The sequence below is a fragment of the Dongia soli genome (genome assembly GCF_034044715.1).
GTDB lineage: Bacteria > Pseudomonadota > Alphaproteobacteria > Dongiales > Dongiaceae > Dongia_B > Dongia_B soli.
This window is the reverse complement of record NZ_JAXCLW010000008.1, coordinates 23,093-37,453: the sequence shown is the minus strand read 5'-3', so window position 1 is coordinate 37,453 and position 14,361 is coordinate 23,093. Positions and strand designations below refer to the sequence as shown.

The 14,361-nt window shown below is 59.3% G+C and carries 10 protein-coding genes; 5 read left to right on the top strand and 5 right to left on the bottom strand.

Going from position 1 to position 14,361, the window contains the following annotated elements:
• The first annotated feature begins 50 nt into the window (after positions 1 to 50).
• Positions 51 to 1,343 (top strand): NAD(P)-binding domain-containing protein, encoded by a 1,293-nt coding sequence (locus SMD27_RS20270; RefSeq protein WP_320510262.1) that lies wholly within the window; start codon positions 51 to 53, stop codon positions 1,341 to 1,343.
• 51 nt (positions 1,344 to 1,394) lie between these two features.
• On the opposite strand, the gene arsB is transcribed toward SMD27_RS20270, so the two are convergent.
• Genes arsB through SMD27_RS20255 form a run of 3 tightly spaced genes read right to left on the bottom strand, consistent with a single transcriptional unit; the run spans position 1,395 to position 3,389 of the window.
• Positions 1,395 to 2,459, bottom strand: coding sequence for an ACR3 family arsenite efflux transporter (gene arsB, locus SMD27_RS20265; protein ID WP_320510261.1), 1,065 nt, complete (start codon positions 2,457 to 2,459; stop codon positions 1,395 to 1,397).
• A 38-nt stretch (positions 2,460 to 2,497) separates the two neighbouring features.
• Positions 2,498 to 3,007 (bottom strand): arsenate reductase ArsC, encoded by a 510-nt coding sequence (locus SMD27_RS20260; protein ID WP_452094310.1) that lies wholly within the window; start codon positions 3,005 to 3,007, stop codon positions 2,498 to 2,500.
• Between the two features lie 46 nt (positions 3,008 to 3,053).
• Positions 3,054 to 3,389 (bottom strand): ArsR/SmtB family transcription factor, encoded by a 336-nt coding sequence (locus SMD27_RS20255; RefSeq protein WP_320510259.1) that lies wholly within the window; start codon positions 3,387 to 3,389, stop codon positions 3,054 to 3,056.
• A 271-nt stretch (positions 3,390 to 3,660) separates the two neighbouring features.
• Here SMD27_RS20255 and SMD27_RS20250 point away from each other — a divergent pair, with 271 nt between their 5' ends.
• From SMD27_RS20250 to SMD27_RS20235, 4 genes are all read left to right on the top strand, one after another.
• Positions 3,661 to 4,851 (top strand): MFS transporter, encoded by a 1,191-nt coding sequence (locus SMD27_RS20250; protein WP_320510258.1) that lies wholly within the window; start codon positions 3,661 to 3,663, stop codon positions 4,849 to 4,851.
• Between the two features lie 180 nt (positions 4,852 to 5,031).
• Complete coding sequence (locus tag SMD27_RS20245) at positions 5,032 to 6,612, top strand: trimethylamine methyltransferase family protein (RefSeq protein WP_320510257.1); 1,581 nt, start codon at positions 5,032 to 5,034, stop codon at positions 6,610 to 6,612.
• A gap of 110 nt (positions 6,613 to 6,722) precedes the next feature.
• A complete protein-coding gene (locus SMD27_RS20240; RefSeq protein WP_320510256.1) occupies positions 6,723 to 9,161 on the top strand; it encodes a GcvT family protein in 2,439 nt (812 codons plus the stop codon).
• A 131-nt stretch (positions 9,162 to 9,292) separates the two neighbouring features.
• The gene (locus SMD27_RS20235; RefSeq protein WP_320510255.1) at positions 9,293 to 11,728 is read left to right on the top strand and encodes a GcvT family protein; all 2,436 of its coding nucleotides are present in this window, start codon (positions 9,293 to 9,295) and stop codon (positions 11,726 to 11,728) included.
• A gap of 329 nt (positions 11,729 to 12,057) precedes the next feature.
• Here SMD27_RS20235 and SMD27_RS20230 read toward each other — a convergent pair whose 3' ends face one another.
• Positions 12,058 to 13,368 (bottom strand): aspartate aminotransferase family protein, encoded by a 1,311-nt coding sequence (locus tag SMD27_RS20230; RefSeq protein ID WP_320510254.1) that lies wholly within the window; start codon positions 13,366 to 13,368, stop codon positions 12,058 to 12,060.
• A gap of 114 nt (positions 13,369 to 13,482) precedes the next feature.
• Complete coding sequence (locus SMD27_RS20225; RefSeq protein WP_320510253.1) at positions 13,483 to 14,358, bottom strand: ABC transporter permease; 876 nt, start codon at positions 14,356 to 14,358, stop codon at positions 13,483 to 13,485.
• Between the last annotated feature and the right edge of the window lie 3 nt (positions 14,359 to 14,361).

The following is a 14,361-nucleotide window of genomic DNA, read 5'->3' as shown; positions in this document are numbered from 1 at the left end:
TTTTTGACCTCGTATTTCGATTCTACCGGAATTAACGAAGGAGTTGGTGGATGGCTCAACTTAGAGATCTACCAGTCGCTGTCATCGGCGCAGGCCCTATCGGATTGGCTGCCGGCGCCAACTTGGCGGAGCGTGGTATCGAATTTCACATATATGAAGCCGGTGCGTCGGTGGGAACTAACCTGCTCGATTGGGCGCATGTGAAGATATTTACCACATGGGAACAGAGCATCGATCCCGTCTCGGTTCGATTCCTCGAAAAATCCGGTTGGAAAATGTCGAATCTCTCCACCCTCCCGACAGGTGGCGAAATTGTCGAACGCTATCTGAAACCTCTCGCGGAAGTTCCCGAACTGAAGCCCTTCATCAAAACCGACGCGCGCGTGACAGCAATTTCCCGCGCGGGCATTGACAAGGTCTCCAGCAAGGATCGCGCAGCGAAGCCGTTTCGCCTACGGATCGCGGACAGCTCCGGCAATGTGTATTACGAACACGCGCGGGCTGTTATCGACGCGTCCGGCACGTGGACAAATGCCAACCCCCTTGGTGGATCTGGACTGACTGTACCCGGTGAGACGGAGAACGCAGCCCACATTGTTTATGGCATGCCCGATATTCTGGGAAAATTGAAGGAACGTTATGCCGGAAGGCGCTCCGCCGTGGTCGGGTCGGGATACTCGGCAATCAATGTGCTGCTGGATCTTGCCAGACTTCCTGGCAATGCCAAACAAATCACCTGGGTCGTTCGAGGAACCGACCTTGCGCGCATCTATGGCGGGGGAGAGGCCGATCAGCTCGCAGCCAGAGGCGCATTAGGCATGCATTTAAGGCAGCTCGTTGATCAAGGCGAGGTCAATCTCGTGCGGGGATTCTCAACGGAGAAAGTCTCCTCCAGCGGAGACGGACTGGTCCTCCACGGCGAAACCGCCGATGGACTTGTGTCAGTCGGACCGGTCGACCAGATCATTGCCGCAACCGGCCAACGTCCGGATCTCCACATGACCCGCGAGCTGAGATTGGAACTTGACCCCTCGCTGGAGAGCGTCAAAGCCCTTGGGCCAATGATCGATCCCAATCTGCATTCCTGTGGCACTGTTCCGCCGCATGGCTATCTAGAGCTTTCACACCCTGAGCCTAACTTCTTTACGGTTGGCGTGAAATCTTACGGGCGCGCACCGACTTTTTGCTACTTACCGGTTATGAGCAAGCCCGCTCTGTCGTTGCCGCGATCGCGGGTGACATTAAGGCAGCGCAGCAGATTCATCTTGTGCTTCCGGAAACTGGCATTTGCTCGACAGACGCCTTGGCAAATGAAGTTTGCCGTGGAGAACCAACGCAGATAGAGCGCAGGATCTGCTGTGGAGAAGCAGCCCGCGTCGAATCTCCTGTCATCTCTAGCGATGCTGACCGACCAGCGGCTTCCCGCCGCGTACGGCGCGGCCCCGCTCATACCAGGCCTTTGTCGAATTGACGATCTTGACGACGGAAAGCATCACCGGGACTTCGATCAACACACCGACCACGGTCGCCAGGGCGGCGCCGGATTGCAGGCCGAATAGGCTGATTGCGGCGGCCACGGCCAATTCAAAGAAATTACTGGCGCCAATCAGAGCGGAAGGTGCGGCAACACAATGCGCTTCGCCGCAAGCCCGATTTAGCAGATATGCCAAGCCGGAGTTGAAATAGACCTGGATCAGAATGGGGACCGCCAACAAGACGATTGTCGTCGGCTGCGCCAGAATCTGGTCCCCTTGGAAGCCGAACAACAGGACCAGCGTCGTCAGAAGTGCAACAAGCGAAACCGGCTGTAGCGTCGAAAGCAGTCGCTGAAGCGCCGGAAGCCCGCCACTTACAATAATCGAGCGTCGCACGATCTGCGCAATAATCACCGGCACAACGATGTAAAGAGCGACTGACAAGGCCAGGGTCTGCCAGGGAACGGTAATCGCCGAAAGGCCAAGAAGAAGCGCCACAATAGGTGCGAAAGCAACCACCATGATCATATCATTCAGCGCCACTTGGCTCAGCGTGAAATGTGGCTCACCGTCGGATAAATTGCTCCAAACAAAGACCATGGCGGTGCAGGGAGCAGCTGCCAGGATGATGAGACCAGCAATATAGGAGTCGATCTGAGCTTCTGGTAGCAGAGGCCGGAAAAGATATCCAATGAAGAGCCATCCCAACATGGCCATCGAAAATGGTTTAACAGCCCAGTTCACGAACAGAGTCACGCCGATGCCCCGCCAATGTTCCTTAACCTGGCCGAGGGCGGCAAAGTCAATCTTCACCAACATCGGAATGATCATCAGCCAGATAAGAATGGCGACGGGAAAATTGACGTTGGCAATTTCCATCGCGCCAATCATGTGAAAGAGCGGCGAGAAGAAGTTGCCAAGGGCGATACCGAGAACAATACAGAGGAATACCCAGACGGTCAGGTAGCGCTCGAACGTGGACATGTGCGGACTTTCTTATTTGTCGAGTAATGCGGGGCAACTCAAGCCGTTTCGGGCAAGCTACGGCCGATATCTTCCAGGCGATTCTGAAGACTGAGCTTGTCGAGCGACTTCATAGGCAGACTGATGAAGATGCTGATGCGATTGCGCAACATGCGGTATGTATCGGCGAAAGCGAGACGCTGCTCCGTTTCTGAGCCAATAGCCGCTGCTGGGTCGGGTAAGCCCCAATGAGCACTCATCGGCTGTCCAGGCCAAACAGGGCAGACCTCATTTGCTGCGTTGTCGCAGACAGTGAAGACGAAATCCATTTCGGGCGCGCCAGGCTGTGCGAATTCTTCCCAGCCTTTAGAGCGCAATCCATCAGTCGGATGGTTCATTTTCTTCAATAAACCTAATGCGAATTGATGCACTTGGCCTTTGGGATGACTGCCAGCACTGAAGCCCTTGAAGCGGCCCTGACCTTCCCGGTTCATGATAGCTTCGGCTAGAATGCTGCGCGCGGAATTACCGGTGCACAGAAAGAGCACGTTGAACACCTGGTCAACCACGAGAGCCTCCATAAGGTCCGTCCAGTGATGCCGGATTACGCCGGTGCTAACAGCAGTCCGGTAATACTGCCTTGATAAGGTTCGAGCAGACCTCCGGCTTGCCGCGACAGCAATCGCGCACGAGATAATTCAGTAAAGCTCTCACGCCTTCGATATCAGCCTTGTAGCCGACCACGCGTCCGCTACGAATCGGCGTGATCAACCCCGCCCGACTGAGGATCGCAAGTTGAGTCGACATGGTGCTTGCAGGTATCTCGACCTCGCGCGCAATGTCTCCCGCAGGTACGGCATCCGGTGCCATTTTGATTAAGTATCGAAACACCTCCAGCCGCGTCGCATTTGACAAGGCGGAAAAGGCTTCCAAAGCTTGTTTCTCTTTCATATTTCCATAAATAGCGAATTATCGAAATAGTCAAGAATGCTTCTGTGAAAGTTTCATCATCACAGATGAGCATCACCGAAGTCGGGATCGCCCCTCAGCTTCGTCTCATTATCCCATTTTTCCCGTTGCTATATGCGCGCCTTCAGGCGCCAACCCCCGCGGGACCGGTTGCGCCTGATCTTCGATTGAAGGCATTATCGCCCTCGAAAATCGCGCTCTGATAAGATTCGAAGCGATCCTGGACATTTCCGGAGATCGACGGGGGGATTTGATGTTCAATCTTCGGCTGAATAGCAATGTGCTGCGCCTGGCGGCCGCCCAGGCGCTGGCCGGCGCCAATTCGGTGGTCGTTTACGCGACCAGCGCCATCATCGGCCACTTGCTAGCACCGCGCCCCGCATTGGCGACCATGCCGCTCTCCATCTTCGTCATCGGCATGGCGGCCGCCACATTGCCTGTTGGCCTCATCACGCGGCGTTTCGGCCGCAAGGCTGCGTTCATGTTTGGAAATCTGTGCGGCGTGATCATCGGGCTTCTTGCCGCTCTTGCGCTCACCGTCCATTCTTTTGCGCTGTTTTGCATCGCCATGCTTTTCGGAGGTGCCTATGCCGCTGTCGTCCTGACGTTCCGGTTCGCAGCAGCGGAATGCGTTCGCGCGGAGGATCGACCGAAGGCATTATCGACAGTCCTCGCCGGCGGTATCGTCGCCGGCATTCTCGGACCGCAACTGGTGACGGCCACCATGAATCTATGGTTGCCCGAGGCTTACGTCATCACCTATTTAGCCGCCGCCGCAGTATCGTTGCTATCGGCCGGCGTGCTGCTGGGTATTCGCTTCGATTATCGGCCTTCCGCGGCAAAGACCGCTGGCGGCCGGCCAATTTCATCGATTATCCGGCAGCCAAGACTTGCCGTCGCGATGTTGAGCGGTGTGGTGAGCTATATGATGATGAATTTCATGATGACCTCGGCGCCGCTTGCCATGGAATTGTGCGGCATATCGCGAGCCTCGGCTAATTGCGGAATCGAGTTTCACGTGGTGGCCATGTATGCACCGAGTTTTTTCACCGGCCGGCTGATCGCCCGTTTCGGCGCACCGAACATCATCCTGGCCGGATTATCCGGGATTGCGCTCGCTGCGATTGCGGGGTTGAGCGGCCTGACCGTCCATCATTTTTGGATAGCGCTGGTTCTACTTGGTTTCGGCTGGAATTTCGGCTTCCTGGGGGCATCGGCGATGGTGCTGACGTGTCACGCGCTCGATGAAGGACCGAGGGTGCAATCGTTGAACGATTTCGTCGTCTTCGGCGCCATGGTGATCGGCTCCTTTGCCTCCGGCAGCCTCCTCACGGAATTCGGCTGGCCGGTCATTGCGGGCCTCATCCTTCCCCCGGTGTTTTTTGCCATGATCGCCATTCTCTGGCTGAAAGGCCTGCGCCCCCGGGAATTGCCGCAGCTTTAGCATTCGATCAGATGATCGGCTTGGGACGACGCCAACCGCGGTCTATTGCCGGGTAGCGGGCTTGACATGAATCGACCTCATTCATCGGTGAAATAGTCTCGCTTGCGGCATTGCCCGGTCGAGGCGGAAAATGGCGCCTTATCAAGCCAAATAAAGGCGCCCGGCCGGGGAGGAGGTTCCATGAGCTCCGTTCAAGGAAATGCAGCCGGCAGACCGGAGGAAACCAGCCGTCGCGGCGGTCGCGAGGCGCGGCGCGCTTTGAGGGCCGCGCCACTGGCGGTAAATGACCGGCCGGTCAATCCCGGCATGGAAGGCGGCCGCTTCCAGGCCTTGCTCCCGGCTGATATTGAGAAGATCCATCGCGCCGCGCTGGATGTGCTGGCCGAGATCGGTTTTGCCGATGCCATTCCAAGCTGCATTGAGGCCGTCACCGCGGCCGGTGGCAAGTTGGAAAGCAACGGCCGCCTGACCTTCCCCCGCAGCCTGGTCGAAGACAGCGTCGCCAAAGCCGGGCGGCATTTCGTGCTTCACGGCCAGGATCCGAAGCACGATATGGAACCCTGGGGCAAAAGGGTCTATTTCGGCACCGCCGGGGCGGCGGTCAATATCGTCGATCCCGTCACCGGCGCCTATCGCGAATCCCAAGTGCGGGATCTCTATGATATCGCCCGCGTGGTCGACACGCTGGAGCATGTGCATTTCTTCCAGCGCACCACCGTCTGCCGCGACCTGCCCGATCCCTTCGAGATGGATGTCAACACCTGCTATGCCAGCGTGATGGGGACGACCAAGCATGTCGGCTCCTCCTGGGTCGATCCCGCCCATCTCAAGCTCTCTTTCGAGATGCTGCATCTGATGGCCGGCGGCGAAGATAAGTGGCGCGCCCGGCCCTTCGTCAGCCAGTCGAATTGTTTCGTGGTCCCGCCGCTGAAATTCGCCCAGGATGCCTGTCGCTGCCTGGAACTGGCGGTGCGCGGCGGCATGCCGGTCCTGCTGCTCTCCGCCGGACAGGCCGGCGCCACCGCGCCGGCCGCTTTGGCCGGGGCGGTGGTGCAGGCGGTGGCGGAGTGCCTCGCCGGACTGGTCTATGTCAATGCGCTGAAACCCGGCGCGCCGGCGATCTTCGGCACCTGGCCTTTCGTTTCCGACCTGCGGACCGGCGCCATGTCCGGCGGCAGCCCGGAACAGGCTTTGCTCTCCGCTGCCTGCGGACAGATGGCGCATTTCTACGATTTGACCGGCGGCACCTCATCCGGCATCACGGATTCGAAGATTCCCGATGCCCAAGCGGGCGGTGAGAAGGCCTATAACCATGCCCTGGTCGGCAATGCTGGCGCCAATCTGATCTACGAATCGGCCGGCATGCAGGCAAGCCTGCTCGGCTTTTGCATCGAGGCGCTGTTGATCGATAACGACATCCTCGGCGCCACCCAGCGCACCATTCGCGGCATCGACGTCACCGAGGAGGCCCTGTCGGTGGAGACGATCCGTTCCATCTGTCTGAGCGGCCCCGGCCATTATCTCGGTTCCGAGCAAACCTTGCGCTTGATGCAGCGCGAATATGTCTATCCGGAAATCGGCGACCGCAAGAGCCCGAATGAGTGGACCGAACAGGGCGCCACCAATATCGTCCAGCGGGCCGTGACGAAAACGCAGGCGATCCTGAAATCGCATCATCCGCACCCGATCACCCGCAATATCGACGACGTGATCCGCGCCCGCCTGCCGATCCGCCTGCCACAGGAGGCGATGGGGTGGTGATGATGTCATGAGTTGATTTCATGCCGGTGCAACATCCGGTGACATTGTACCCAGGGTCGGAAACCGCAAAACTGCGGATCACAACGAAATAATTAGGGAGTTTGGGGAGAATGACCGATCATGCCCGCACGGATTATGCCCGCGTCGTGATCATTGGCGGCGGCGCCGTCGGGTGCAGCGCGCTGTATCATCTGGCGCAATTGGGCTGGACCGATTGCCTGCTGCTGGAACGCGATGAATTGACGTCCGGCTCGACCTGGCATGCGGCCGGCAATTGCCCGAACTTCTCCACCAATTGGAACATCATCAAGTTCCAGCGCCATTCGACCGAGCTTTACGCAAGACTGGGCGAAGAGGTCGACTACCCCATCAATTACCACATCACCGGTTCGATCCGCCTCGCCCATAGTCAAGAGCGCATGGATGAGTACTGGCATGTGGTCGCCATGGCGCGCGCCCAGGGCATCGATTTCGAACTGTTGGACCCGGCCGAGATCAAGGCCAAATACCCCTTCATGGAGTTGCACGATATCGTCGGTGGTCTGTGGGACCCGCATGATGGAGATATCGACCCCAGCCAGTTGACCCAGGCCTATGCGAAAGGCGCCAAGGACAAGGGCGCACGGGTGCAGCGCTTCACCAAGGTCACGGGGCTGGAGCGCACGCCGAAGGGCGAATGGAAAGTGATCACCGACAAGGGCGACATTCTCTGCGAGATTGTGGTCAATGCGGCAGGCTACCGGGCGGGTGAGATCATGGCCATGGTCGGGCAATACATGCCAATCGTTTCCATGTCGCACCAATATCTCGTCACCGAAACCATTCCCGAGCTGGAAAGCTATCAGGGCAAGCTGCCGCTGATGCGCGATCCCGATGTCAGCTATTACCTGCGCCAGGAACGGCACGGCCTGATCCTCGGTCCCTATGAAAAGGAACGCGCCCAGGCCCATTGGCTGGATGGCATCCCCGAGGATTTTGCTTACCAGCTCTATCCAGATGATCTGGAGCGGCTGGAAACCTATATCGAGGCGGCGATCGGCCGGGTGCCGATCCTGGGCAAGGTTGGCGTACAGCGTGTCATCAACGGCCCGATCCCCTATTCGCCCGACGGCAATCCCTATATCGGGCCAGCCCATGGCCTGCCGAATTTCTATCAATGCTGCTGCTTCAGTTTCGGCATCGCGCAATCCGGCGGCGCCGGCAAGACAGTGGCCGAATGGATCGCCCATGGCGAACCGGAATGGGATTTCTGGTCGCTCGATCCGCGGCGCTATACGGATTATGCCACCAAGAGCTATGTGGTCGACAAGGCGCTGGAGCTCTATCAGAACGAATATGCCATCGCCTATCCCAGCAATGAATGGCCCGCCGGCCGTCCCGCCAAGGTCACGCCGCTTTACGAGAAGCTGAAAGCCAAGGGTGCCAATTTCTGCGCCCGCGGCGGCTGGGAGCGCGCCGCCTGGTTCCCGCAGCCGGGCGCCGATCCGACACCGCGCCCGAGTTTCCGCCGCAGCAACTGGCATGACTCGGTCGCCGCCGAATGCAAGGCGGTGCGCGAGCGGGTCGGTATTCTCGATCTCGGCGGCTTCAGCAAGCTGATGCTCGACGGCCCTGGTGCTGCTGCTTGGCTGGACGGGATGATCTGCGGCAAGCTGCCGAAGACCGGCCGCATCACGCTTTCTTATATGCTGAATGACAAAGGCGGCATCGTCAGTGAATTCACCATCACACGGCTGGCGGAGAACCGCTTCTACCTGATCAGCGCCGCGGCCGCCGAATGGCATGACATCGACTGGATTGAGAAGCACTTGCCGGCGGATGGCTCCGTCACGCTCAGCAATGTCTCCGCCCGCATGGGCTCGATCATTATCGCCGGGCCGAAAGCGCGCGAGCTGCTGTCGCAGGTGACCGAGACCGATCTTTCCAACAAAGCCTTTCCCTGGCTTTCGGGGAGAGAGATCGAGATCGGTTTCGCTCGCATGCTGGCCTTGCGCGTCAATTATGTCGGCGAGCTCGGCTGGGAGCTGCATTGCCCGGTCGAACATATGGTATCGGTCTATGACCGGCTCTGGGCGGCCGGCGAGGCGCATGGCATCGCCGATTTCGGCATGTATGCGATGGACAGTTTGCGGCTGGAAAAATGCTATCGCGGCTGGAAGAGCGACATGACGCATGAATATACCCCGCTGATGGCGAGCCTGGATCGCTTCGTCGACTTCCAGAAGCCGGATTACAAAGGCCTCAAAGCCTTGACGGCGGAGCGGCAGAATGGGTCGAAGGAGCGTTTCGTGCCGCTGCTGCTCGACGATGAGAAGGATTGCGACGCGCCGGCTTGCGCGCCGGTTTATCTCGGCGACTATTATGTCGGCCTCGTTTCTTCCGGTGGCTATGGGCATACGCTCGGCAAAAGCATCGCGCTGGCTTATGTGCGCAGCGATCTAGCCAAGCCTGGAACAGAGCTTGAAGTGCTGGTGCTGGGCGAGCGGCGCAAGGCAGTGGTCGCGGAAGAGCCGCTTTACGACCCGGAGAATGCAAGGCTGCGGATGTAGCGTCCCCTCCCTGACCCTCCCCGCTTCGGGGAAGGGAGCAATTGATGCAGCGTCAACGTCCCCGCCACCTCCAGGGGAGGAATAGGGAGCAAGGCGCATGACAAGTGATTATTTTCAAGAGGAACCAAACCATGTCACTACCCACCCAGGCCCGTGTCGTCATTATCGGCGGCGGCATTGTCGGTTGCTCGGTTGCCTATCATCTGGCGAAGCTTGGCTGGACCGATACGGTGTTGCTGGAACGCAAGAAGCTAACGAGTGGCACGACCTGGCATGCGGCTGGGCTGGTGCGTTCCTCGCTCTATACCCAGAACCTCACCAAACTGGCGAAATACACGGTCGATCTCTACACGACGCTGGAACAAGAAACCGGCCAGGCTACCGGCTTCGTGCAGCCGGGCAGTCTTTCCATCGCCACCAATGCGGAACGCTGGGAAGAATTGCGGCGCGGCGCGTCCATGCTGCATGGCTTCGATGTCATTGCCGAGGAAATCGGGCCGAAGGAGGTCCAGCAGAAATGGCCGCTGCTCAATGTCGATGATGTGATCGGCGCCATCTGGTATCCGAAGGACGGCAAGTGCAACCCGGCCGATACCACCATGGCGCTCGCCCGCGGTGCGCGGATGAAGGGCGTGAAGATTTTTGAGGACACCAATGTGACCCGCGTCATCGTCGAGAATGGTGTCGCGGTCGGTGTCGAGACCGACCAGGGCGTGATCCGCGCCGAGAAGGTGGTCAATTGCGCCGGCATGTGGGCGCGCGCGGTCGGCGAAGAGATCGGCGTCAATATTCCCCTCCAGGCCTGCGAGCATTTCTATATCGTCACCGAAGCGATGGAAGGCATGACGGCCGATCTACCGGTACTGCGGGACATGGATGCCTGCGCCTATTACAAGGAAGATGCCGGCAAGTTGCTGCTGGGCGCCTTCGAGCCCCAGGCGAAACCCTGGGCCGTCAACGGCATTCCGGCGGATTTCTGCTTCGATGAATTGCCGGAGGATTTCGAGCATTTCGCGCCGATCCTGGAAGGCGCCATGCACCGCGTGCCGAGCCTGGAGAAGATTGGCATCCGCAAATTCTTCAACGGCCCGGAAAGCTTCACCGCCGACCAGCGCTATTGCCTGGGTGAAGCGCCGGAAGTGAAGAACTTCTTCGTCGCCGCCGGGTTCAATTCCATCGGCATCCAATCGGGCGGTGGCGCCGGCATGGCCCTGGCCCATTGGATCACCGAAGGTGAGCCACCCTTCGATCTGTGGGATGTCGATATCCGCCGCTTCATGCCGCATCAGAGCCGCAAGAGCTTCCTGGTGCCGCGCGTTTCCGAGGCGCTGGGTCTCCTTTATGCGATGCATTGGCCCTATCGCCAGTTCGAAACCTCGCGCGAGGTTCGCCTCACGCCCTTCTATGATCGCTGGAAGGAACTGGGCGCCTGTTTCGGCGAGGTGGCCGGCTGGGAACGGCCGAACTGGTATGCGCCCAAAGGTGTCGAACCGGTCTATCAATATAGCTACCAGAAGCAGAACTGGTTCGATTACTGCGCCGCGGAATGCCGCAACACGCGGGAGAATGTCAGCCTGTTCGATCTCAGCACCTTCTCGAAATTCCTCCTGACTGGGCCCGATGCGGAAAAGGAATTGCAGCGCATTTCCACTGCCGATGTCAGCCAGACCGGCCGTGCCGCTTATACGCAATGGCTCAACAAGCGTGGCGGCATCGAGGCCGATCTCACCGTCACCAAGCTCGACGCCGCGCGTTTCATGATCACCACGGCGGCTGCGACGGCGACACGCGACCTGCATTACCTGAAATCGAACATGACGCCCGGCGCACGGGTGCAGATCGAGGACATCACCACGCAATTTGGCACGCTCGGCGTGATGGGTCCGAACAGTCGCAACTTGCTGCAGCGCCTGACCGATGCCGATCTCTCCAATGAAGGCTTCCCCTTCGGCGCCGCGCGCAGGATCGTGATCGGATCGGCCGAGGCCCTGGCAGTGCGCATTTCCTATGTCGGCGAGCTCGGCTGGGAGCTCTATCTGTCGGCGGATTATGCCCGCGGCGTGCTGGATGCGGTTCTGGCGGCTGGCGCCGATCTCGGCGTCAAGCCGGCCGGCATGCATGCGATGGATGCCCTGCGCCTGGAAAAGGGTTATCGCCATTGGGGCCATGATATCGGCACTGACGATACGCCTGTCGAAGCCGGCCTTGCCTTTATCTGCAGCTTCAAGAAGGACTTCACCGGGCGCGATGTGGTGGAGAAACAGAAAGCGGCCGGAACGCCGACCAAGCGCCTGGTGCAGTTCAAGCTGACCGATCCCGATGTGCTGCTCTATCACAACGAGCCGATCTATCTCGACGGCAGGATCACCGGCTTCGTCACCTCGGCCAATTACGGCCACACGATCGGTGCCGCCATCGGCATGGGCTATGTCACGCATCCGGGCGGCGTGACACCGGAGCTGGTCGCGAGTGGCAAATTCGAGATCGAGGTCGCCGGCAAGCGCGTTCCTGCCGCTGCCAGCCTGAAGCCGTTCCACGACCCGACCAGCGCTCGGATGAAGGTGTGAGGGGGTGACAGTGCGAAGCTCTGGCACATCAGCGACAACGAACGAGCTCGTCATCAAACTTGTTGATCGTTGCACGCTCGCTACAACAAACACACTTGTCACCCTCGGACTTGATCCGAGGGTCCACCGTGGCGACTGATGAACAGCGTGCGCGTTACGTCGAGCGGTCTCTTCTTATCCGACATTGTACAGGGCTTCACCATGGACCCTCGGATCAAGTCCGAGGGTGACAACCCAGTTTGATGCTGGCACAGTGCGATGGTCATCACCAGCAGAGTTGATGACAACCTCGTAAGCGTTTGGGCCGTACGAAGATCGGCAGTACCTTCTCAATACTCGCTGAAGACTTCGCGGAAGATCTGATAGATTTCGTCGATATGGCTCTTTTCGGCGACCAGAGCCGGGGCGCAGATGCCGGCATCGCCGGTGAACTTGATATGCAGGCCGCGATTGAAGAGGCGCTTGGTGGCATCGTAGCCGCGAAGGCCCGGCCTGACGCCGGGGGCGAGGTCGATGCCGCAGAGCATGCCATAGCCGCGAATATCGCTGACCGCCTTGATGTCCTTCAAGGCATACATGCGGTCGAGAAAGTAATCCGACATCTCGGCCGCCCGTTCGAACAGGCCTTCCTTTTCGTAGATCTTCAAGGTGGCGATGCCGGCGGCGCAGGCGGCGGGATGAGCCGAGTAAGTGTATCCGTGGAAGAATTCAACCGCGCCATCGGCCGCTGCGCCAACGACGGTGTTATAGATCTTGTCGCTGACCGCCACCGCGCCCATCGGCAGCGCGCCATTGGTGAGTGCCTTCGCCATGGTGATCATATCCGGCGTCACACCGAAGCTCTGCGCTGCGAAAGCCTTGCCGGTGCGGCCGAAACCGCAGATCACTTCATCGAAGACCAGCAGGATGCCATGCTTGTCGCAGATTTCCCGCAGGCGCTTGAGGTAACCTTTTGGCGGAATAAGGACGCCGGTCGATCCGGCGATCGGCTCGACGAAACAGGCGGCGATGGAGCGGGGGCCGTAGAGATCGACGAAACGCTGCAAATCCTCCGCCAATTCAACGCCAGTTGCTGGCTCGCCGATGCAGAAGCGGTTTTCCGGCAGCCAGGTATGTCGGAGATGCACGACACCCGGCATCACCGCGCCGAAGGCTTCGCGGTTGCGCATCATGCCGCTCAAGGAGACGCCGCCCATATTGACACCATGATAGGCGCGTTCGCGGCTAACGAAGCGTGTGCGCTGGCCTTCGCCATTGGCAACGTGATAGGCCAGCGCGATCTTGATCGCCGTCTCCACCGCTTCCGAACCGGAATTGCAGAAGAAGACGTAGTCGAGATTGTCCGGCGTGATCTTCGCCACCATGCGGGCGAGCTCGAAGGAACTGGGATGGCCGGTCTGGAAATGCGGCGTGTAGTCGATCTCCGCCATCTGCGCTGTCACCGCCTCGAGGATCTCCTTCCTGCCATGGCCTGCCGCGCAGCAGAACAGGCCCGATGACGCATCGACCAGCTTCTCGCCCTTGTGATTCCAGTAATAGAGCCCCTGCGCTTTCACCATCAGACGCGGATCCGATTTGAAATCGCGATTAGTGGTGAAAGGCATCCAATGGTTTTCGAGACTGTTGGCCGCATATTGCATCGGCACGCTCCTATAGCTGACGGGAATTTCCCTTCAGTCTAGAGCGCCGGGCAGATGGCCCCATAGGGACAGGCCAGTCGAATGCGCAGGGCCAGATGGCGGCAGCGTTAACGCTCAGGCGGCAGCGATGGCCGGTTCGCCTTCGGCTTCCGCCGCTGCCGCTGCTACGGCGGCACGGGCCTTTTCGCGCCGGTCTTCGCGGCGCTTGTAGATCTCGTAAAGAATGGCGCCGATCAGCGTGATGGTGATGATGAGCAAGGCCAGCGCGCTGAGGCTGGGATTGCTGCCCTGCCGGACGCGGCCGGCAAGTTCCGTCGTCAGCGTGGTGCGGGCAAGAATGGTGAAGGTCGTGGTGTTGTAGTTCTCAAAGGAAGAGAGAAAGGCCAGGACCGCGGCGGAAAAGACCGCCGGCCGTAGAAACGGCAGCAGCACCTGCCAGAAGAATTGCAGATTGCTGGCGCCGAGATCGAGTGCCGCTTCCTCCTGGGCGCGATCGAAACGCTGCAGCCGGGACAGGAAGATCAGCATGCAATAGGCCGAGATGAAGGTGGCCTGGCCAAGAATGGTCATGAAATAGCCGCTATAGAGCGGCTGGTTTGCCCCCAATAGCTGGCGCCAGAACAGCACGGTCGAGATGCCGATGATGACACCCGGCGTCAGCAACGGCGAGACGACGATGAGATAATAAAGCGCGCGTGCCCGCCAATAGATCTGCGTCATCACGATGGCGCCGGCCAAGCCGATCGGCACAGCGAGACAGATGACACCCAGCCCAACCAGCAGACTGTTGCCGATGCCGCGCAGCATAGCCTGGTCATTGGCCAGCTTGATGAACCAGTACAGCGTGAAGCCCTCCCAGGGCCATAACTGCGGATAGGAGGAATTGTTGAAGGCCGTTGCGCCCATGATGAGCAGCGGGCCGAAGAGATAGGCGAAGAACAGCAGCAGATAGAAGCCGATGAAGAAGCTGAAAATGCCCTTGGAAGTCATCGT